This window comes from Chitinibacter bivalviorum (genome assembly GCF_013403565.1).
Taxonomy (GTDB): domain Bacteria; phylum Pseudomonadota; class Gammaproteobacteria; order Burkholderiales; family Chitinibacteraceae; genus Chitinibacter; species Chitinibacter bivalviorum.
This window is the reverse complement of record NZ_CP058627.1, coordinates 1988253-2009049: the sequence shown is the minus strand read 5'-3', so window position 1 is coordinate 2009049 and position 20797 is coordinate 1988253. Positions and strand designations below refer to the sequence as shown.

The window sequence follows — 20797 nt, the reverse complement described above, 5'->3', positions numbered from 1 at the left end:
CTTTCTGTATTCTATGCCATGCTCCAATAGCGGCTGTGTAGCCAGTAATCATTAAACTTATTTCTTATTGACCGGAGAAAAGCATGAAAGTGCATCAATTCAGTGTGGCGGGCGGTGCGCTGCTGGCAAGTTTGCTCGTGGCCGGCGTCGCACAAGCGGCGGGTGTTGAAGACCTGATGAAGGCGAAAAGCTGTTTTGCCTGTCATGCCACCGATAAAAAGCTGGTCGGTCCTTCGTATAAAGACGTTGCTGCCAAATATAAAGGCGATAAAGGTGCCGTGACGAAGCTGGCGACGAAAATCCAAAAAGGTGGCTCGGGCGCATGGGGTCAGGTGCCGATGCCTGCTAATGCGGTAACAGATGCCGAAGCCAAACAAATGGCCGAGTGGATTTTGACGCGTCGCTAAGCGAGCGGAGATTTATCACATAAAAAACCTTTGCCTGGTGAAGGCCAGATTGATGACAAATCCTACTCGCGTAGCGAGGCTCCCCTCAAGGAGGGGACGGGAGAGGTGGGAATCAAACATAAAGGCTGCTCATCTTATGCCTTATTGCTGAGGCTCGGCTTTGCCGAGACTTGAAAAAAGAAGTTTTCCACTTTGTCAGCAGCCTGACCTTCGCCTCGCGAAGGTTTTTTTATTTTCAGCGCCGATAGATTGGCGCGGCTGGCGCGACTAAACTGGCAGAACTCACTGGAGAGCTGTTATGTTGATTCGTCGTCCTAGCGATATTGCCCCATCCGACATCACGCCACGCGATGTATTTATCAACCGCCGACAATTTATGACGGCCGCAGCGGGCAGCGTTTTGCTCGCCGGCGAAGCGATGGCGGCGCTCAAAGCCACGCCCAGTGCTTTTTCGACCAATGACAAAGCCAATACGCTCAAAGAAATCACTTCCTACAATAATTACTACGAGTTTGGCACCGGCAAGGACGACCCCGCTGCGAATGCCTCCCGCTTGAAAACCAAACCGTGGCAAATCATCGTCGAGGGGGAGGCAGGGAAGGCGCGCACGTTTGGGATAGAGGATATTCTCAAACTTGCGCCGCTCGAAGAGCGCATCTACCGCCTACGCTGCGTCGAAGGCTGGTCGATGGTGATTCCGTGGATCGGAATTCCGCTGGCCAGTTTGCTCAAGCAAGTAGAGCCGACGGGAAATGCCAAATTTGTGGCCTTTGAATCATTGCATGACCCCAAGCAAATGTTGGGGCAGCTTACCCCCGTGCTCGATTGGCCGTACCGCGAAGGCTTGCGTATCGACGAGGCCATGCACCCGCTCACCATTTTGGCGGTGGGTTTATATGGCGAAGTGCTGCCCAATCAAAATGGCGCACCGATCCGTTTGGTCGTACCGTGGAAATACGGCTTTAAAAGCATCAAAGCCATTACCCGCATCCGCCTGCAAGCGCAGCAACCTCAAACCAGTTGGAATAAATCAGCGCCCAATGAGTATGGTTTTTACTCGAATGTGAACCCCGCCGTCGATCATCCGCGTTGGAGTCAGGCCAGCGAGCGGCGGATTGGTGAAATCTTGAAGCGCAAAACTTTGCCGTTTAATGGCTATGCCGATCAGGTGGCGCAACTGTATAAAGGGATGGATTTGGCGAAGTACTTTTAGGGGTATATTCCTCAGGATATTTTGGATATTTACTATGGAAGCAATACTGGGTGGTGGTATGTTAAGGTCTTGGCCGCGCTGGCTACAAAGCAAGGCGCTGTGGTTTGTTGTGTGCTTGTATCCGCTTGCCCGTGCGACGTATTTGGTATTGGCTGGGGATTTGGTCAATCCAATCGAGTTTATCACTCGCTCTAGCGGAACATGGACCTTGGTGTTTTTGCTACTGAGCTTGGCGATCACGCCGTTGCGCCGCATTACAGGCTGGAGTGGTTGGCAGCAGTATCGACGGATGCTGGGCTTGTACGCGTTTTTTTATGTTGTGCTGCATTTGACGACCTACATCTGGCTGGATCAGTTTTTTGATTGGGGCGCAATCTGGCGTGATGTGGTCAAACGGCCCTTTATCACAGTGGGATTTGCCGCCTTTGTCTTGTTGATTCCGCTGGCGATCACCTCGACCAATGCCATGATGCGCAAGCTCAAACGGCGCTGGGGCTTGTTGCATCAATTGGTTTATCCCATTGCCATCTTGGGCGTGACGCATTATTGGTGGCTGGTCAAAAAAGACCTGACCCAGGCGATGATTTATGCCGCGATATTGTTTGTCTTACTCACTTGGCGGCTGGTAAAACGCTTTGGTGCGGCCAAGTCGTGAGCTGTGGATGGCGCAATGTGTGCGGCGCGCGCGGCTAAATGGCGATAATTTGTAAACGTCGGCGTGTTGCGGCGAGGAGTTCTTGCGCCAGCAGTAGTTGTGAATCGAGCTGATTGTCGCTGTCGTTTTCAAGCTGCGCAAAATAGTCGCCCAGTTGTTCCGCACCAATTTGCCGCGCTATCCCTTTGGCGCTATGTGCAAGGCGGGTTTTTTCGGTTTCAGGCTCGCTGGTCGGCCAAGTTTCAATAATCTCGGCAATTCGATCTAGGCCTTTTTGCGCCATCAATTGATAGCGCTGCATGTTATAGCCCAGCCGCTGACACGCACCCTCTACATCGAGCAGTGGCACTCCGTCTGGGGCGGCGGATTCTGCCTCGGTGAGAGACGCGCTACCATCGCTCGGTAAATGCAGTAGCGCATTCATCGCTTGATGTAATTGCGCGGTAGAAAATGGCTTGCTTAGCCACGCATTAAGTCCACTGCTTTGCATCTCTGCTTCGCTAGGTGGCAGCCCCGCACTAATCATCAATACGGGTTGCGCAAATGAGTTTTGGCGCATTTCCTGTGTGGCAGTCAGCCCATCCATCACCGGCATATTGCGATCCATCAGCACGATGGCAATGTTGGGATGGCGGACTAGGATTTCTAAGGCCTGAGCACCGTGTTCGGCTTTATACACCGTCGCGCCAAAGCGTTTGCACAGATCGCTTAATAATTCGCGATTGATGGCTTGATCTTCCACAATCAGCACGCCAAGCCCGCTAAGGTTTTTCTCGGTGGCATAGTCATTCAGGTTGGGAGCTTCGGCAATGGCTGCAACGACGCTGGCCGTAAATTGGCTACCTTGATCTGGAGCGCTGCAGAACGTTATATCTCCGCCCATAAAGCGCGCATATTCAAGGCTAATTGCCAACCCTAGCCCTGTTCCGCCGATATGTCTGCCACTGGCGGTTTGGGCAAATGGTACAAAGACTTTATCGTGCTCATCAGGTGCAATACCCAGGCCCTGATCCGCGATGGTGCAGTTTAGGAATAAATCATGGTCATTGATCTTGCTGGCGCTTAAATGCAGCTCGATTTTGCCTTGCTCGCTAAATTTGATCGCATTGCCCAGCAAATTGACCAAAATCTGACGCCATTTGCCACCATCCAACTGCACATACGCAGGCACATCACTGGCGATGTGAAACTCAAGTTGTAAGCCTTTGATTTTAGCCTGATGCCAAAACATGCCTTCAAGCTCGTTAATCAAATCGGGAATCGAAATCACTTCATTACTGAGCACGACCCGACCGACCTCGATTTTGCTCATATCGAGTACGTTGCCGATCAAACTAAGCAGGTAACGGCTGGCATGATGAATATGGTTTAGGCTTTGGCTTTGTTTGGCGGTGAGCGTCGGGTCTTGTTGCAATTGCTCGGAATAACCCAATACCGTCGTTAAAGGCGTTCGCATTTCGTGCGAGACATTGGCCAGAAATTGGCTTTTGGCTTCATTGGCTTGCATGGCTTTATCTTGTGCGGCGAGCAGTTCGATCTGGCGCTGCTGGCTGGCCCACAGATTGTGTAGTGCAAAAAAAGCAAAACCGGCCATCACAACAAACATCAATGCATAAAGCCCCATTCGATAGCTGGCCAGCTCGTCGATATGTGCTTTGCTAATTTCCATTTGCGTCGAAAATTCGACCTGCAATGAATGCACGACTTCTTTGAGCTGATCTTCAATCTGGTGCAGCTCGGGCTCCAGTTTTTTGACTTGTTCCAGCGTCATCGGTCCGGTGGCGATTTCCAGATCAGTTTTATTGACCCATTGATTGATGAGCTTGATATTTTTTTGAAATGCACTGTTATGGTTGGTCAGTGCATCGTAGGCGCCATTTTGAAAGGCTGAAATTCGCCCCGCGAAAATTTCATAGCTAAGACGGACTTGCTCTAGTGTTTCTGGCTTAGGGTTGCGCAGGGCGAGTTCAGTAGCGTTATGCAGTTGATGAAATTCTTCCATCGACGAAAAACTATGCCAGACGGCATCTTGCCGAGTGAACTCGCTAAATTGCTGCAAATAAGGGCGCTGCTGATTTTCAAATTTGAGCATCAGGGCAAATGCAGCGGCCAGCACCAGCACAACCATTATGCTTGCAGCACGGAAACTAGGCGGAGAGAACAAGATCGTATGCCGTAAATTAATGAATGCTAATAGTAGTCACTATCAAGCTCATTTGGCGAAAAAATAGGGGCATAAGGTGATAAATGCGCAGCGATGCAACGCGCTGGGCTTTGCTGGGATTAAATTTTGGGCTGAGCACCAAATCCAGATCTAAACCTTGAGCAAGGCTTCGCGCCCGGGCAGCCAGCGATCCAGATGCGGTTGTGCCAGCTGTGGATTGTGCGCCAAGATGCTTTCGGCGGTTTCGCGTGCTACTTCGAGCAAATCGGCATCGGCTTCCAAATCTGCAAAGCGCAGCATCGGCACGCCCGATTGTTTGACGCCAGCTAGCTCGCCGGGGCCGCGAATTTGCAAATCTTGCCGCGCGATTTCAAAGCCGTCGGTATGCTCGTAAATGACCTTGAGACGCGCTTTGGCGGTGTCTCCCAGTGGCCCCGTATAAAGCAAAATACACAAACTGGCATGCGCGCCACGCCCGACGCGGCCACGTAGCTGATGCAGTTGCGACAAGCCCATGCGCTCGGCGTGTTCAATCACCATCAAGCTGGCATTAGGCACATCGACGCCTACCTCGATCACCGTGGTGGCGACCAAAACCTGTATTTCATTGCGCGAAAACGCCGCCATGGTCGCGGCTTTTTCATCGGCTTTCATGCGCCCGTGCAGCAGCCCGACGCTGATGCCTTCGAGTTCTTCCGAGAGTTGCGCATGCGTATCGACGGCGGTTTGCAATTGCAGTGTTTCGGATTCCTCGATCAGCGGGCAAACCCAATACACTTGCCGACCTTCCTGCACTTTGGCCGCGATGCGCTCGATAATTTCATCGCGACGCGCATCTGAAATCAGCTTAGTGACAATTGGTGTGCGCCCCGGGGGCAACTCGTCAATGACGCTAACATCCAGATCGGCGTAAAAACTCATCGCCAGCGTGCGCGGAATCGGCGTCGCTGACATCATCAATTGGTGCGGGCTGCCGCCTTTTTCGCGCAGCGCCAGACGCTGCGCAACGCCAAAGCGATGTTGTTCATCGACAATCGCCAACCCGAGGTTCTTCAACTCTACACTGGCCTGAAAAATAGCGTGCGTGCCCACCAAAAGCTGGCCGCTGCCATCGGCTGCTGCAGCCAGTGCTTCGCGTTTTTCTTTGGTTTTTAAGCTACCCGCCAGCCAGATAACTTTGACGCCGAGCGGCACCAGCCATTGCGATAATTTTTGATAATGTTGCTCAGCCAAAATCTCGGTCGGCGCGAGCATCGCCACTTGAAACCCTGCTTCAATTGCGTGACACGCGGCAACGGCGGCAACGATGGTTTTCCCTGCGCCCACATCACCTTGCAGTAGCCGCTGCATCGGGTGTTTTTGCGCCAGATCTTTATTAATTTCGAGCAGCACGCGCTTTTGCGCGCCGGTGAGGCCAAATGGCAAATTCCCAATCAGTTGCGCCGCCAGACGGCCATCGGGGGCAATTTTCGGCGCGGTTTTTTCACGGCGCACGGCGCGGGCAAGGCGCAGCGACAATTGCTGTGCCAGTAGTTCGTCAAATTTCAAACGTTGCCACGCTGGATGCGTACGCGCAGTGAGCAAAATTTGCGGAATATCGGGCGTCGGTGTGTGCAGCAGTTTCACGCTGCTGGCAAAGTCAGGCAGGCTGATTTCGTCGAGTAGGGCGTGCGGCAGCGTATCGGGGAGCGGCTCGGCCTTAAGCGCTTTAGATATTAAGGTCGCTAACTGATTCTGCGATAGCCCCGCTGTCGTTGGGTACACGGGGCTCAGTGCTTCTTGCAGGCTGACTTCACCACCGACGCGAATTTTGGGGTGCACCATCTCCGGGCCGAAATAGCCACGACGGATCTCGCCGTACAGCCGTACTCGCTTGCCCACCGCGAGTTGTTGCGCTTGGCTGGGATAAAAATTGAGCAGCCGTACCATCACCGAACTACTGGCGTCTTTGACGCGCGCCACGAGCTGTTTGCGCGGCTTGTAGTTCACTTCGCATGACAAAACCTCGCCCTCGATCAACACGCCCGCGCCCAGCGGCGCATCGGCGATCGCGTATAAATGCGTTTCGTCTTCGTAACGCATCGGCAAGTGCAGCACCAAATCAAATGGTCGGCCAATGCCGATTTTGGCGAGCTTGCTTTGTAGTGGGGCAGGGAGTTTGTGGAGATCCATTTGTTGAACATTCGTTCTGTTTGATCTCACTGTAGCGGTTTTTTAGTCTGCTGGCTAGTTTGCCATCGCGGTATCGCACTCGCTGATTACCGCTGGTTTGAAAAAATGAATATTAGTGTTTGCGAGTTTGATTTTCGGTCTACATTCAAACTAGCGGATAAGGCTGTAAGTCATTTTCGATTTTATTTTCAACGGTGGTGCGGCTATGGAACGTCAATCTGAACTACAAAAAATCAAAGACGCCCAAGAACTCAATGAATATCTGGAGCGCGCCAAAGAGCTTGCCGTGATGCCGATCGGCCAAGTTTTGTTGCGTGAAGGCGCAATCACCGAGGAAATGCTCAACGATGCCATCAAGCTGAAAAAAGTAATGCCGGATAAGCGACTGGGTGATGTGCTGCTTGATTTGGGGATGGTCGATAATAAAACCCTGCAATTGCTGCTGTATCGGCAGATTGGTATTCCATCGGTCGATCTTGACGGCTTTACTTTAACGCATGAACTGACGAGCTTATTGCCTGCCGCGGTTGCGCGGAAAAACACTGTTTTGCCGCTACTGAACTTAAACAATACTTTTGTGGTGGCCTCGGATCCAGGCTGTGTAAAAACACATAAACACTCGACCGGTATAATTCTTGGAACTCTCCGCCAAGGATGATTCTATGCCCAGATTCATTGTAGGTGAAAGCAGAACCCAAACATTGCTGCTGCCTGAATGCTTGGAAGATTATATCAGCGCGGACAACCCCGTCCGGGTCGTTGACCAGTTCGTTGAATACCTAGATTTAAAGGCACTCGGTTTCGATGGGGTTGAGCCAGAAGCCACTGGCCGCCCAGCCTACCATCCCAGCACGATGCTCAAGCTGTATATCTACGGTTACCTCAACAGAATCCAATCTAGCCGTCGCTTGGAACGTGAAGCCCACCGGAATCTAGAGCTGATTTGGCTCACCGGTCGCTTAATGCCCGACTTTAAAACCATCGCCAATTTCCGCAAAGATAATGGGCCAGCGATTTGCAAGGTTTGCGGGCAGTTTGTCCAGTTATGTCGGCAACTCAGTTTATTTAGCAACGCCATTGTGGCAATTGATGGCAGCAAGTTCAAAGCCGTTAATCATCGCGACCGCAACTACACCAGCAACAAACTCGCGAAGCAACGGGAGCAAATCGAAGCGAACATTGCAAGTTACCTGCGGGAGATGGAAATTGCAGACCGGCAACAGCCCGATATTGCAGAAGCCAAGGTCGCTCGCTTGCAGGACAAGTTGGCGCGACTGAAGTCGCAGATGGCCCGCCTGGATGAGGTCGAGGCTCAACTCGCCAAGACGCCAGACAAACAGATTTCACTCACCGACCCAGATGCCCGTTCCATGGCGACCAGCGGCCGTGGCAGTGGTGTTGTGGGTTATAACGTGCAAACCGTTGTCGATGCCAAGCACCATTTAATTATTGCGCATCAGGTCACCAATCAAGGGCATGACCGTACGCAGCTGGCCAATATGGCCCAACAAGCCAAAGCAGTCCTCGCACAAGAAACAATAGAGGTGGTCGTAGACCGAGGTTATTACAACGGTGATGAAATACTGGCGTGTGAACAGGCGGGCATTACGGTTTTGGTGCCGAAACCGCAAACCTCAGGTGCTAAAGCAGATGGGCGCTTTGGCAAAGATGAATTCCACTATGACCCAGCTCGTGATGAATATGTCTGCCCAGGCAATAGCCGACTAATTCATCGTTTTGTGAGCTTGGAAGCTGGGCGCTATATGAGCCGGTATTGGAGTTCTGACTGCCCACGTTGCCCGCTCAAGACCAGATGTACACCGAGTGATTACCGGCGCGTGAGTCGCTGGGAGCATGAGGCCGTACTGGAAAAAGCGCAGCAGCGATTGGAATTGCAACCAGATGCAATGCGTGTTCGACGGCAGACCGTTGAACATCCCTTTGGGACGCTAAAAGCCTGGATGGGGGCAACGCATTTCCTAATGAAGACCTTGAAGCACGTCAGTACAGAGATGAGTTTGCATATACTCGCGTATAACATGAAGCGAGTTATGAACATAATGGGAAATCAAGCAATGTTGGTGGCAATGAAGGGCTGAAAGGCCTTTTAATTGCTGTTTTTAGTGGTGTTATTCATGAAGTTTTACGTTTACTTCAAGCAACACGCGCGTGATTCAAATTGGTTAGGCAAAATAACCCACGTAGGGCGTAGCGTTTTTACACAGCCTGGATCATTTACCGACGCAATTGGTGTATGACGAATTGCGATTTCATTTACAGAAAAATGTGATGATCGTTCTGGCTGAGCATAGTCAGATCGAGCTGCGAATTCGTCAGTTTTATGACCTGATTACCGAGCAAATTGAGGAAGAAAGCCGCCGCACGGAGCGGGTGCCCGTGAATAACGATGCCCGAATCTGGCAAGAAGCCGAATTTTTGGCCAAGCAAAAACCCATTGTGAAACTGGTGAATTCGTTTATTTCCGAAGCCGTTACGATGGGGGCGTCGGATATTCATTTGCGCCCCGGTGAAACTGAATTACGGCTGGCATTTCGTATCGATGGCGAGCTGCATCCTGCGCGCTCGATTGAAAAGCATCTGCACGCCGCGCTGGTGAGCCGGATCAAGATTTTGGCGTCGATGAATATTGCCGAACATCGTTTGCCGCAGGACGGACGTATCTTGCTGCATATCAATAATCAGGATGTCGATTTGCGGGTCTCGATTATGCCGACGCCTTTTGGCGAGAATGTCGTGATCCGGATTTTGAACGGCATTAAATCATTACGTTCGCTCGAGGAAATTGGCTATAGCGGCAATGATCTGCTGCGCATTAAGGAGATGATACGCAAAGAAAGTGGCTTGATTTTGGTGACGGGGCCGACTGGCTCGGGCAAAAGCACGACGCTGTACGCGATGCTGCAGGCCATTGTGCGTGAGGGGATCAATATCGTCACGATTGAAGACCCGATCGAGTTTCATCAGCCGCAGATGGTGCAAATCCAGCTTTTGGCGTCGCAAGGCTTTGGGTTTCCTCAGACTTTGCGCCACGTACTGCGGCAAGACCCCGATATTATTATGATCGGCGAAATCCGCGATGCTGAAACCGCTCTGCTGGCGTTTGAGGCCGCATTGACAGGGCATTTGGTGCTTAGCACTTTGCACACCACCTCCGCCTGTGGGGTGGTGCCACGCTTGCTGGAATTAGGGATTTCGCCGCAGTTATTAAAATCGGCTTTGCTGGGCGTGCTGGCGCAACGGCTGGTCAAACACAATTGCCCGCATTGCTTGCAAGCCGAAGTGATTTCCGAGCTGGTGCAACATAAATTAGGTTTGAAAGATGCCAGCCCATATCGGGTAGGCAAGGGCTGTAAACAATGCGATATGCACGGCTACAAAGGACGATTAGCGGTGTACGAATTGCTCGAGCCCGATGCCACGCTGCGGGAGCACTTTTCAAATACGCTTACCGAATACCAGCTTTTCAAATTGGCTAGTAGCGCAGGGATGAAATCCATGCTGCGCTATGGCAATGATTTGGCCAAGGAAGGCAAGGTATCGCTGCTTGAGGTTTACCGGGCCTGTACCTAGGCGAAATTGAGTCGAGTCATTTTTTAATTTTGGCTAAAAAGCGATCGAGCGATTTACCAAATGCTTGCCGATCGGCTTGGCTAAACGGTGCAGGGCCACCTGATTGCAGGCCGCTGCTGCGCAGCTCTTCCATAAAATCGCGCATATTTAGGCGTTCGCGGATATTTTCGGCGCTGTAAAATTCACCACGCGGGTTCAGCGCCGCAACACCTTTTTCTACCGTTCGTGCCGCCAGCGGGATATCGGCGGTAATCACCAAGTCACCGGGCAAAGCTTGCTCGACAATCCAATGATCGGCTTCGTCAAAACCATGTGCTACTTGCACCGCGCGGATCACTTTGGACGGTGGTACGCGCAGTAATTGGTTGGCGACCAAGACGGTCGGCAGGGCTAGGCGCTCTGCCGCGCGAAACAGGATTTCCTTAATGACTACAGGGCAGGCATCCGCATCGACCCAGATATGGGGTCTGCGGGTATTGCTCTCAAGTTTATTATCTGATTGATCTTCTGGCATATACCCTATCTATTGGCTGCGTAGCGTTCATTGAGTTTTTTGCGAATCAGCGGCAAGGCGGCCAGCGCTGCTTTTTCGCCTTCCAAAATGGCGACGTTTTTCTGGTCAAAATCAGCCGCGCCAATTTTGCCGACTTTGGGCGTAATCACGACATCGGCGCGCGCTAATTCTTGCTCGCCCAATTTCTGCCCCATGATGACAATCGCTTGATTCATCATACCCAGCGTGCTGGTCGATGATTTGCCATTGGCTTTGGCTGATATATCGACTGCAATCACAAAATTAGCGCCCATTTCGCGCGCCGCATCCACGGGCACTGGGCTCACCACGCCGCCATCGACATATTTATGACCTGCGATGATGGCGGGGGAGAAAATGCCGGGAATACTGCTCGACGCGCGAACAGCTTGACCGACATTACCGCGATTAAACACCGTGCGATTGCCATTATCCAGATCGGTGGCGACTGCGGCGAAAGGTTTGGCGAGCTTTTCAAATGGGCGATTGCCGATTTGCTGATTGACGTAGTCTTGTAGTTTTTGGCCTTTGACCAGACCGCCGCCAATCAAATTGACATCGCGGATCTGGCTTTCATCGAGCGCTACGGCTTTTTCTTGCAGGGCAAATGCGTCCATGCCGCTGGCGTACAGACTACCCACCACGCTACCTGCACTGGTGCCGCTGACAATATCGATTTTGATGCCATTGGCTTCGAGCATTTTAATCACGCCAATATGGGCAAAGCCTTTGGCCGCACCTCCACCCAGTGCCAAGCCAATTCGCGCTGGCACAATTGGTTTGATGGTGGGTTCGGGGCTAGGGCTGATTTTTGAAGTGCCAGTTGTACTGCATGCGGCGAGTAACACTGCGCCGGCAATCAGCGCCGGAAATTGAATAAAGCGGGGGAAAACCATGTTTTATTCCTTGTGAAATGTGTCGTTGGCGAGCGTCTCTAGCGCTTCGACCCAAGCGATTTGGCCATCACAACGCCATTTAACGTCATAGTGATAGAGCCGAATACCATAAATTCGTTGCGCATCATCCGCATAGGCGGGGCGCGGGTCTTGGGCCAGCACTTCTGTAATCAAGGGCTGCAAATTGGGCAGCTCACTCTGCGCAATTTGCGCCAGCGCCAGCGGGCTAAATTGCACCTGCAATTGCGCTGGCGCGCCAGCGACAAAGCCAGATTTTGCCTCGGGCTGGCTTTCAACAAAAGGCAGATAGGGCTTGATGTCGATGATCGGCGTGCCATCAACTAAATCGACCCCGCCCAATGTCAGCTCAACGCCATGATTGACCTCAACCTTGAGTAAGCGCACCAAGGATAAGCCCAAAGAATTGGGGCGAAACGGGCTGCGGCTGGCAAAGACCCCGACTTTGGCATTGCCGCCAAGACGAGGAGGGCGCACGGTCGGTGACCATTGCCCAGCCACTTCATGAAACACAAATTGTAGCCAGACGTGAGAAAACTCGCTCAAGCCGCGGACGCACTCTGCGCGATTATAGGGCGCGACAAGTTTAAGCGTCCCAATGGCGTGCGGAGCGAGTTGCGGTTGGCGCGGGATGCCAAATTTATCGGCAAACGGCGTCGCGATATAGCCAATTGGCTCAATGGAGTAGGGATTTGTAGTCACGCGCCCATTGTGCCCAATCTGCGCCAAATGTTATAGCGCCGATTGGGCTGTATTTGTTACAGGCTGTGCCACCAGATGGCGCCAATCACGGCTGGAGACACCCAAGCGCATACGATGCGAAATACCGGCAAAATGCGTTCAGAGCCTTCCTGACGCAAATCCTGAGTAATCCGCGGCCAAATCGCCCAGCCAATAAACAGCGCGGATAATAAGCCCCCTGCAGGGAGCATTAAATTGCTGGCGGCATAATCCATCAAATCGAATGGATTTTTACCCGCAATCAGAAAGTCTTTGAGTACGCCAAATGACAGTGCGGCAGGAATACTAAAGGTAAATACACTCAAGCCCGCAGTCCACGTGGCTTGTTTGCGCGCCAAGCCAAATTCATCCATCAGAAACGCGACAATCGGCTCCAAGATTGAAACTGAAGACGTTAGCGCCGCAAAAATCAGTAATAAAAAGAAGGCTATTGCAAATAATTGGCCAAATGGCATTTGGGCAAAAATAGCGGGCATGGTAATAAAGGTCAGCCCTGGGCCGGCAGCGGGATCAACATGAAATGCAAAGACCGCAGGCAAAACTAACAGCCCCGCAAAAATGCACGCCAAAGTGGCCAGCAAGGTAATCCACAATGAGGTTTTACCCAGATTGGTGTCGGGCGCGACATAGGAGCCATAGGCAATCAACAAGCCGCAACCGACCGACAGCGAAAACATCGCCAAGCCCATCGCATCGAGCACCATCGAGGCATTGATTTGCGAGAAATTGGGCGTGAAAAAATAACTAACGCCGTCCATTGCGCCAGGTAGCGTCAGCGAGCGCCCAATCAGCAACAGCATCAGCGTAAACAGCAGTGGCATAAGCACCTTGCTCCAACGCTCTATGCCTTTTTCAACGCCGCGCAACACAACCCACATGGTCACACCCAAAAACATCGCGGTGTACATCACGGCGAGCATCGGGTTGGCAATGAACTGCTCAAATAGCGTATTGAGCTCGCCAATATTGCTCGTGATCGCGGCCCCTGTGATCGATTGGTACAGGTAAGCAAAGGTCCAGCCACCGACGACCGAGTAAAACGACAAAATCACAAAGGAGCACAACACCGAAAGTCGCCCAGCCCAAGGCCAAAGCCCGCCTTTGAGATTGCGAAATGCCGTCGTTGCCGATTTTTGTGCCGCACGACCAATGAGCATTTCAGCCAAAAGCATACCGATCCCAACGGTAAACACGCAGGCCAGATACACCAGCAAAAATGCGCCTCCGCCATTTTTACCCGCCATATAGGGGAATTTCCAAATAGCCCCCAGCCCGACGGCCGAGCCCGCCGTGGCCAAGACAAAGCCCAGTTTTGAGCCCCAGTTTGCGCGCGACATATTGATTTTCCTGAGTTATTTGGCAAGTAGTTTGCCATGACCACAGCATTGCTCGCGCGTAACAATTACCATTTTTTGGGGGAATCTCGCCAATACGCCAGCAAGTTGCAGCGCTTGTGCGCTAGCGCAAACATTGTGTTTTCTTTAATCACGCTTAAATCGTCATCGTGCTTACGCTACAATGCGTTTTTACCGCTTTTTCAGCCCTTGTTTGGAGCCATCATGCCTGTAAATATCGCCCCGCTTGACCCTGCTGCCTTGTTGCCGATTGCCGGCGTTGAAATTGGGATTGCTTCGGCGGGTATCAAAAAAGTAGGGCGCAAGGACACGACCCTGTTTCGCATTGCCCCAGGTGCTCGTGTGGCGGGTGTATTTACGCTGAACCGCTTTTGCGCAGCGCCCGTGCGGCTTTGCCAAAACAATCTTCAGGAGTATCTGTCTACAGGCCAATCAATCCGTGCGCTAGTGATCAATACTGGCAATGCAAATGCGGGTACTGGCGTGGATGGCATGCAACGCGCGCAAGCGATTTGCGCCGCTACCGCGGAGCAATTGGGCATTGCCAGCAATCAAGTGCTGCCGTTCTCTACGGGGGTGATTTTAGAGCCACTGCCAGCCGATAAAATTATCGGTGCTTTGCCAGCGGCTAAAGCTGATTTCTCGGCAACTAATTGGGCCGAAGCAGCCAGCAGCATTATGACGACCGATATCGTGCCTAAAGCATCAAGCACGCAAATCCAAATTGGCGGCAAAACGGTGACGGTAACCGGTATCGCCAAAGGCTCGGGCATGATTCACCCGAATATGGCGACGATGTTGGGCTATGTGGCGACCGACGCGGCGATTAGCCAGCCTTTGCTGCAGCAAATGCTCAAATATGCCGCTGATCACTCGTTCAACAGCATTACCGTGGATGGCGATACCAGCACCAACGACAGCTTTATCTTGATTGCCACTGGCCTAGCGGGTAACGATGAAATCGTTGATGCCAACAGCGCCGACTTTGCTGCGCTGCAAGGCGCGGTGCTGCAAGTATCGCAATTTCTGGCGCAAGCGATTGTGCGCGACGGCGAAGGCGCGACTAAATTTATCACCATCAATGTGGAAGGCGGCGCGAGCTACGACGAATGTAAAGCCGTCGGCTATGCGATTGGCCGCTCGCCTTTGGTGAAAACTGCGTTTTTTGCGTCTGACCCTAACTTAGGTCGCATCTTGGCGGCGATTGGCTACGCCGGTATCAATGATTTGGACGTAGATAATATCGAAGTGCGTCTGGACGATGTGCTGGTTGCCATCAACGGTGGCCGCAATCCAGAGTACCGCGAAGAGCAAGGTCAGGCGGTGATGAATAAGGCTGAAATCGCGATTAATATCAAACTAAATCGCGGTGAGCACAAGGCGACGGTATGGAGCTGCGATTTCTCCTATGACTATGTGAAAATCAACGCCGAATATCGCAGCTAATTGGATTGTTTGAACAAATAAAAAAGGCATACCTTGGTGGGTATGCCTTTTTTTGCTTTTTTAGGCCAATAATATATCGATATACCCCAAGGTTGGTGAGGGCTACTCTTTGCTGACCGTGCTTAATCTTGGTGGCTGGTAAACTTGCGAACTATAGTGCAATCAATCAGCTAGGGAGCACTATTGCATGAGTTTGCCGCCGATTTCTGCACCGCTTCAAGAAACGGTGGATAAAATCGTTAAAATCGCCAATGTCGATCGTTATGAGGCATTCAATTATTGCGAGGCCGGTTTGGCGCTGGCTAGGGCGCAACATGATGACGCGGCATTTATTGCCATTGCGCTGCAGTATGGTTTGGTGATGGATCAGCATGGCTATCCTGATGAAAGTATCAATACGCTGTACGAAGCTTTGCAACTTTCCCAAAGCTATCACCTGTTTGCCGATGAAGCGCGGCTACTTAATGTGATCGGTCGTGCCGTCTATACCCGCGCCGAATATGGTCGTGCCATGCAGGCTTGGGCGCATTGCCTTGAAGTGGCCGAATTGGCGGAGGATCAAATTAGCTGGATCTGGGCCAAGGTTGGTATTGCTCAGATTTATCATGCATTGGATAGCCATTCGACGGCGGTGGTCTTATTAAGGCAGGCGGAACAGCGCGCCCGGCCGCTCAATGACACTATCTTATTGTTCAATATCCTGCTCAATCTCGGGGTCGATCTGTTTCATAACCATGAATACGATCAGGCTTTGCACGCCTATCAAGAAGCGATCGACATAGCTCGGCAGCTCAATCATCTTGATGATATTGGTGAAACTCTATTTCGGATTGCCGAAGTCGATTTGGCTCAAGATCAGCTTGAATTGGCCTTGGCCCATTTGCGCGAAGCCGAAACCATTTGTACTCAGTCGCACCATATGTGGGCCTTGGCCAATATCCATGGACTTAGGGCGCGAATTTATGCGGCGCAATCGGGTCTCGATGAAGCTTTGATGGAAGTACAAAAAGGGCTGGATTTTGCGCATGCCTCAGGTTCAACGCACATTGAGATGCGGCTACTGTTTCTACAAGCAGAGTTGGCCGAGCGAGATAACAACGCAATTTTGGCCTTTCGGGCGTATCGAGCCGCTATGGGGCTGCGGGAAAAAATCAGACCCGATGCCCAGCAACATCAATTGGTCGAGCTGGAAGACCTTGCGGGTGTGCGGCCTAGCCCTGGCCGGGTGTTATTGGAGCTGGCGAATAATCCCAAGCTTGAATCTTGTGATTTAAATGAGTTGGCACATTTGCTGTGTGACAACGCTGCTTTGGCCATTAAGGGAGCGAGTGCGAGTTATTGGCAGTATATGCAGGAAGAGCAATTATTTTATAGAGTACATGCCAATACCCCTCGATCAAATGTACCTGATAAGCAAGATTTTGGGGTGCAATTAACCGTCTCTTTACAGCAGGGCGAGAGCACGGTAGCCCATAATGCACAGCACCATCAGCGCACTTGGAATATCTATGATCAGCTCTTTCGACCTGCGCAAATTGTCTCGGTTGTGTTGCTGCCATTGCGGCTGAATACTCGACTTTTTGGCGTATTGATGATTGAGCAAATCAATCAGCTCAAAAATTGGACTGCAGATGAAGTACAAAGCGCCAATCAACTGGCGATTATTGGTACTCGGGCCTTGGCAAATATCGAACGCCACCATTTTCAAATGGACATTGCCCGGCTCAATGCGCAACTACAGCAAAATAACGTTGAGCTGGAAGCCCGAGTGCTGGAGCGAACCAATGAATTACAAAAGGCAATGGCGCATCTGGTAGAGACGGAAAAACTCGCTTCTTTGGGGAATTTGGTGGCAGGTTTCGCCCACGAGCTCAATACGCCGCTGGGCAACACCTTAACCGCCGCCACGACGCTACTGGCTAAGAATCAAGAATTACTCGATCAGATCAATCAAGGGCTAGTCAAAAAAACATTGCTGCTGAAGTACCTTGAAGACTCCAGCATGATTGCGGAGCTGGTCGAGCGTAATGCGCGGCGCGCCAGTAATTTGATTTCCAATTTAAAACAAGTTGCAGTGGATAAAACCTCTAGCATGCAAAGGGTGTTTAATCTGCACCAAATTATTGAAGAAACGATATCGACGATGTCGATTAGCCTAAAAAATCGCAAAGTCCAGATCATCAATCAGGTGCCCGCTGCGTTGGAACTCAATAGCTATCCGGGCTCACTCGAGCAAGTGATTGGTAATTTCATCACCAATACGCTGGTCCACGGCTATCAGCAAGAAGATGAGGGTTTGATTGAAATATCCGCCAGCCAGCTCAATGCATCTCACATTGAATTGCGTTATCAAGACCATGGAGCAGGCATACCCAATCACATTAAGAAAAGGGTGTTCGAACCCTTTTTTACCACGCGTTTTGGTCAGGGCGGCAGTGGCTTGGGTTTGTATTTGGTTTACTCGCTGGTCAATGGCACTTTAGGCGGGGTATTGGAGTTGCTCGATGCTCCGCAAGGGGGGGCGCTATTTATTTTGAAGCTGCCGATCCAAGCGCCAGCTGAACATCACGATAGTATTAATCTACTTCGTCATTAGCATCATCGGGATAATCGCAAGGGCAGGCAAACAAAAAACGGGGCAATTGCCCCGTTTGCTATGTTACTGATACTGATCGGTGTGGCCGTCGCTACCGAAATGGTTCTGCGATTTCAAGTGCGAGATTTCTCGCGTCATCGTGATCCAATTTAATCGGTGTTTTAAAGGCCCGAAACAAGTTCATCAACGCATCGTTGACCGTACTCGCTAAGCCTTCCATGAAGTTAAAGCGCATTGCGAACTCCTTGAAGGTTTCACTATCTACGTCGCTGATTTTGCTGACAGGTGCAACCTCGAATAGGTCGCTCGTTGCAGGAGTGTCGTCTCCTGCCTCGCCGGCAAATCGATGCCAGCCTGTTTGCACAACCGTACGTGTCACTAGACCCAATGTCTAAGCGACGATTTACTTTAGCTGTAATTACAGAAAAAAGGCAGGTAAATCAGACGTGTGGCAATTTGATTACAGCGACATGGCGGGGCGAGCTAATGAAATGGCGACACCTTGATGTGGATTGGCCAGATCGGTAAACGATTCTATGTTTTGCTCGCATAGCAGGCACGGCTGCAGGCTGACGAGGTAATTGGCTGCTTGTTCGATATCGAGTGGATGAAGAGCTTGGACTTGATTCGGAATATAAAAAATCCGATTGATGCCAGCAATATTGGGTAGTAGCAATTGCAGCAGCTGAATTGGCACATCCCGTAATAGATACCAATCTTGATCATGTACAATAAGCGCATTCAAATGCGCCCCCCAAGCCAGATTATCAACCATCGTTTGGGGGGACACGGCTAAGATAGCGCACACCATCTCGGGCTCGCGAATCAGCGTCATCAGCTGCGCGAGGGTGCGGGTGTCCGAACTATGTTGGAGTTCAATCAGGTTGCGCTTCACGGTAGGTGCAATATTAGGTTTAACTTCCTTAGTTTTAATGAAACATCAGAAATATCAAGCCGCTACTTTCAAATTGACCGACAAACGATGACTTCAAGAAAAATTACCCGCGTTGCTGCCGCTATCTTAATTCAGCCTGATGGCCAATTCTTGCTGGCGAGCCGTCCCATTGGAAAACCGTACGCCGGTTACTGGGAGTTTCCCGGGGGGAAACTTGAGGCTGGCGAAGCGGCGATTGATGCGCTTGCGCGCGAGTTGCATGAAGAGCTTGGGATTGAAGTGAAGCAGGCTACGCCATGGCTATGTCAGCGATTTGATTATCCACATGCGCTGGTCGAGTTGTCGTTTTTTAAAGTGACCGCTTGGGAAGGTGACTTACATGCGCGAGAAGGCCAGTTGTTTGCCTGGCAAAAACCAATGCAGCTCACGGTATCGCCCATTTTGCCTGCTAATGGGCCGATACTCAGAGGGCTCGCGATGAATGAAACTCTTCTTTTCTCGCCCGCGGGCTTGATTGGTGAGGCTGATTTTCTGGAACGCGCCAAACTTCACTGGCAAGCTGGCCCTGCATGGCTGGTGTTGCGTGAGCCGCAATTGGATACGCAGCAATATCGGCAATTATGTTTGAAACTGGCGCAGATACCGCGCCCGCATGGCGGCATGCTCATTGGGCATGGTGAGTTATCTACGTTAGTTGATTTGCCCCTCGATGGCGTGCATCTCACGTCACGGCAACTGATGGCATTGCAGCAGCGCCCAGCTCAGTTTAACTGGGTGGGCGCATCGACGCATAATGAGTCTGAATTGGCGCAGGCCAATCGCCTTGGGCTTGATTACACTGTGCTGGGGCATGTGTGTGCCAGCGCGAGTCATCCTGATCAGGCACCGCTAGGTTGGACGCAATTTGCGGATTTGCTCGCGCAAGGTTGGAGTAGCCCATGTTTTGCCATTGGCGGGCAAAGTATGGCAACGCTGGCGCAAGCACAAGCTGCAGGGGCTCAAGGCGTTGCAATTTTAAGTGCGGCTTGGCGATGAGTCTTTCTCGAATTTTATGGCTTGCGGCTGCAGTATTGGCCTTGCTTCTTGCCTTGGGCTATCAGCAAGGCTTACTCAATTTGGCAAATAAGAGCGCCCCCATCGAGCGAATTGCCTGCCCTGATTTACAGGCGGGCTGTCAATTTCAACTAAATAAGCAGCAATTTTGGGTGCAAAGTGAGCAGGCCATAGGCGGGAATCAATTGTTTACGGTGCTTTTGAAAGGCTCAGCCAAACAAGTATTGGGTAGCTGGCAAATGCAGGGAATGGATATGGGCCCCAATCAGTATCGCTTTATCCAGGAAGGCAGTGATCGGTGGCGGGCCAAAATGGCTTTGCCGATGTGTACGGCATCACGGCAAGATTGGTTGTTTGTCGTCACGGTCGATCAGCAAACGGTTGAGTTGGCACTAACCATCAAAAATAAATAAGCAGCTCAATGGCCGCATGAGCTAAAACGAATGAGTATTTTGTCAGGATTGTTGCGATGCAAGTGAATAAATTAATACTGAGCCTAGTTATTTTCTTGCTCAGCAATCAGGTTTTGGCGGGTAAAGTTTATCAATGGCGAGATGCGGATGGACGCGTTTTTTATTCTGACCAACCGCCGCCTGTGATGGGTGTGAAGGAGCGCAGTATCAAACCCAATGTATTGGGCAATGCCAGCAAAGCGCAGCAAACTGCCAGTCAGGTTAAAGAGTCGCCAACGATCGTGTTGTGGGTGAGCGCGCAATGCGAGCCGATGTGCAGCAATGCCATTGCGATCTTGGATCAACGTAATGTGCCATATGAAGTGCGAAATGCTGATCCTAAAAATGAGAAAAGCATGCTGGCGCTGTTTAATGATGCGGGCACCATGCAGGTGACTCCGCCCATTCTGATTATTGGCAAAGAAGTTTATAAAGACTGGAATAGTGCCGTGTGGCAGGGCGCTTTAACGAAGGCGGGCTATCCATTAGGTAAAAAATAAAGCGGCAAATTGGCCGCTTGAGTGGGGATTATCTGTAAGACTTATTGGGTGCTTAAGTCTTTATCAACAGTATATTTGCTGCCCGTTACCGTCGCTTCTGCGACTCCACCA

At 51.3% G+C, this 20797-nt stretch carries 19 protein-coding genes; 11 read left to right on the top strand and 8 right to left on the bottom strand.

What is annotated here, in order from left to right:
- The first annotated feature begins 83 nt into the window (after positions 1-83).
- The 3 genes from HQ393_RS09480 to msrQ all read left to right on the top strand — a co-directional run bounded on the left by HQ393_RS09480 (position 84) and on the right by msrQ (position 2275).
- Positions 84-407 carry a c-type cytochrome gene (locus HQ393_RS09480; protein ID WP_179354976.1) on the top strand — a complete coding sequence of 108 codons (324 nt, stop codon included), beginning with the start codon at positions 84-86 and terminating at the stop codon, positions 405-407.
- A gap of 298 nt (positions 408-705) precedes the next feature.
- The gene (gene msrP, locus HQ393_RS09475; RefSeq protein WP_179354975.1) at positions 706-1620 is read left to right on the top strand and encodes a protein-methionine-sulfoxide reductase catalytic subunit MsrP; all 915 of its coding nucleotides are present in this window, start codon (positions 706-708) and stop codon (positions 1618-1620) included.
- Positions 1621-1654: 34 nt separating this feature from the next.
- Positions 1655-2275, top strand: coding sequence for a protein-methionine-sulfoxide reductase heme-binding subunit MsrQ (gene msrQ, locus HQ393_RS09470; RefSeq protein ID WP_179354974.1), 621 nt, complete (start codon positions 1655-1657; stop codon positions 2273-2275).
- Between the two features lie 34 nt (positions 2276-2309).
- On the opposite strand, the gene HQ393_RS09465 is transcribed toward msrQ, so the two are convergent.
- Positions 2310-4439 (bottom strand): ATP-binding protein, encoded by a 2130-nt coding sequence (locus tag HQ393_RS09465; RefSeq protein WP_179354973.1) that lies wholly within the window; start codon positions 4437-4439, stop codon positions 2310-2312.
- A 150-nt stretch (positions 4440-4589) separates the two neighbouring features.
- A complete protein-coding gene (recG, locus tag HQ393_RS09460; protein WP_281361459.1) occupies positions 4590-6641 on the bottom strand; it encodes an ATP-dependent DNA helicase RecG in 2052 nt (683 codons plus the stop codon).
- A 175-nt stretch (positions 6642-6816) separates the two neighbouring features.
- Between recG and HQ393_RS09455 the strand changes: the two genes are divergently transcribed.
- The 3 genes from HQ393_RS09455 to HQ393_RS09445 all read left to right on the top strand — a co-directional run bounded on the left by HQ393_RS09455 (position 6817) and on the right by HQ393_RS09445 (position 10202).
- Positions 6817-7269, top strand: coding sequence for a cyclic di-GMP-binding domain-containing protein, MshE-related (locus HQ393_RS09455; protein ID WP_179354971.1), 453 nt, complete (start codon positions 6817-6819; stop codon positions 7267-7269).
- A 4-nt stretch (positions 7270-7273) separates the two neighbouring features.
- Entirely contained in the window at positions 7274-8710 is a 1437-nt protein-coding gene (locus HQ393_RS09450; protein ID WP_179354970.1) for an IS1182 family transposase, read from the top strand.
- A gap of 163 nt (positions 8711-8873) precedes the next feature.
- On the top strand, positions 8874-10202 hold the full coding sequence (locus tag HQ393_RS09445) for a GspE/PulE family protein (protein ID WP_218871113.1): 1329 nt from the start codon (positions 8874-8876) through the stop codon (positions 10200-10202).
- Between the two features lie 16 nt (positions 10203-10218).
- On the opposite strand, the gene HQ393_RS09440 is transcribed toward HQ393_RS09445, so the two are convergent.
- From HQ393_RS09440 to HQ393_RS09425, 4 genes are read right to left on the bottom strand one after another with little or no spacing between them, the layout of a single operon-like run.
- The gene (locus HQ393_RS09440; protein WP_179354968.1) at positions 10219-10716 is read right to left on the bottom strand and encodes a YaiI/YqxD family protein; all 498 of its coding nucleotides are present in this window, start codon (positions 10714-10716) and stop codon (positions 10219-10221) included.
- A gap of 5 nt (positions 10717-10721) precedes the next feature.
- Positions 10722-11630, bottom strand: a complete 909-nt coding sequence (locus tag HQ393_RS09435) for a patatin-like phospholipase family protein (RefSeq protein ID WP_179354967.1) — start codon at positions 11628-11630, stop codon at positions 10722-10724.
- Positions 11631-11633: 3 nt separating this feature from the next.
- Complete coding sequence (gene tsaA / locus HQ393_RS09430) at positions 11634-12350, bottom strand: tRNA (N6-threonylcarbamoyladenosine(37)-N6)-methyltransferase TrmO (RefSeq protein ID WP_179354966.1); 717 nt, start codon at positions 12348-12350, stop codon at positions 11634-11636.
- A gap of 56 nt (positions 12351-12406) precedes the next feature.
- Positions 12407-13726 carry a sodium-dependent transporter gene (locus HQ393_RS09425; protein WP_179354965.1) on the bottom strand — a complete coding sequence of 440 codons (1320 nt, stop codon included), beginning with the start codon at positions 13724-13726 and terminating at the stop codon, positions 12407-12409.
- 222 nt (positions 13727-13948) lie between these two features.
- On the opposite strand from HQ393_RS09425, the gene argJ reads away from it, so the two are divergent.
- The gene (argJ, locus tag HQ393_RS09420) at positions 13949-15190 is read left to right on the top strand and encodes a bifunctional glutamate N-acetyltransferase/amino-acid acetyltransferase ArgJ (RefSeq protein WP_179354964.1); all 1242 of its coding nucleotides are present in this window, start codon (positions 13949-13951) and stop codon (positions 15188-15190) included.
- 187 nt (positions 15191-15377) lie between these two features.
- Positions 15378-17786 (top strand): ATP-binding protein, encoded by a 2409-nt coding sequence (locus HQ393_RS09415; RefSeq protein ID WP_179354963.1) that lies wholly within the window; start codon positions 15378-15380, stop codon positions 17784-17786.
- Positions 17787-17877: 91 nt separating this feature from the next.
- On the opposite strand, the gene HQ393_RS09410 is transcribed toward HQ393_RS09415, so the two are convergent.
- Both HQ393_RS09410 and HQ393_RS09405 read right to left on the bottom strand, forming a co-directional pair.
- Positions 17878-18165, bottom strand: coding sequence for a hypothetical protein (locus HQ393_RS09410; RefSeq protein ID WP_179354962.1), 288 nt, complete (start codon positions 18163-18165; stop codon positions 17878-17880).
- An 81-nt stretch (positions 18166-18246) separates the two neighbouring features.
- Positions 18247-18681 carry a hypothetical protein gene (locus tag HQ393_RS09405; RefSeq protein WP_179354961.1) on the bottom strand — a complete coding sequence of 145 codons (435 nt, stop codon included), beginning with the start codon at positions 18679-18681 and terminating at the stop codon, positions 18247-18249.
- An 87-nt stretch (positions 18682-18768) separates the two neighbouring features.
- Here HQ393_RS09405 and HQ393_RS09400 point away from each other — a divergent pair, with 87 nt between their 5' ends.
- From HQ393_RS09400 to HQ393_RS09390, 3 genes are read left to right on the top strand one after another with little or no spacing between them, the layout of a single operon-like run.
- Positions 18769-19716 carry a Nudix family hydrolase gene (locus tag HQ393_RS09400; RefSeq protein WP_179354960.1) on the top strand — a complete coding sequence of 316 codons (948 nt, stop codon included), beginning with the start codon at positions 18769-18771 and terminating at the stop codon, positions 19714-19716.
- Positions 19713-20147 carry a hypothetical protein gene (locus HQ393_RS09395; RefSeq protein ID WP_179354959.1) on the top strand — a complete coding sequence of 145 codons (435 nt, stop codon included), beginning with the start codon at positions 19713-19715 and terminating at the stop codon, positions 20145-20147. The genes HQ393_RS09400 and HQ393_RS09395 overlap by 4 nt, the downstream gene beginning before the upstream one ends.
- 56 nt (positions 20148-20203) lie before the next feature.
- A complete protein-coding gene (locus tag HQ393_RS09390) occupies positions 20204-20686 on the top strand; it encodes a DUF4124 domain-containing protein (protein WP_179354958.1) in 483 nt (160 codons plus the stop codon).
- The last annotated feature ends 111 nt before the right edge of the window (positions 20687-20797 follow it).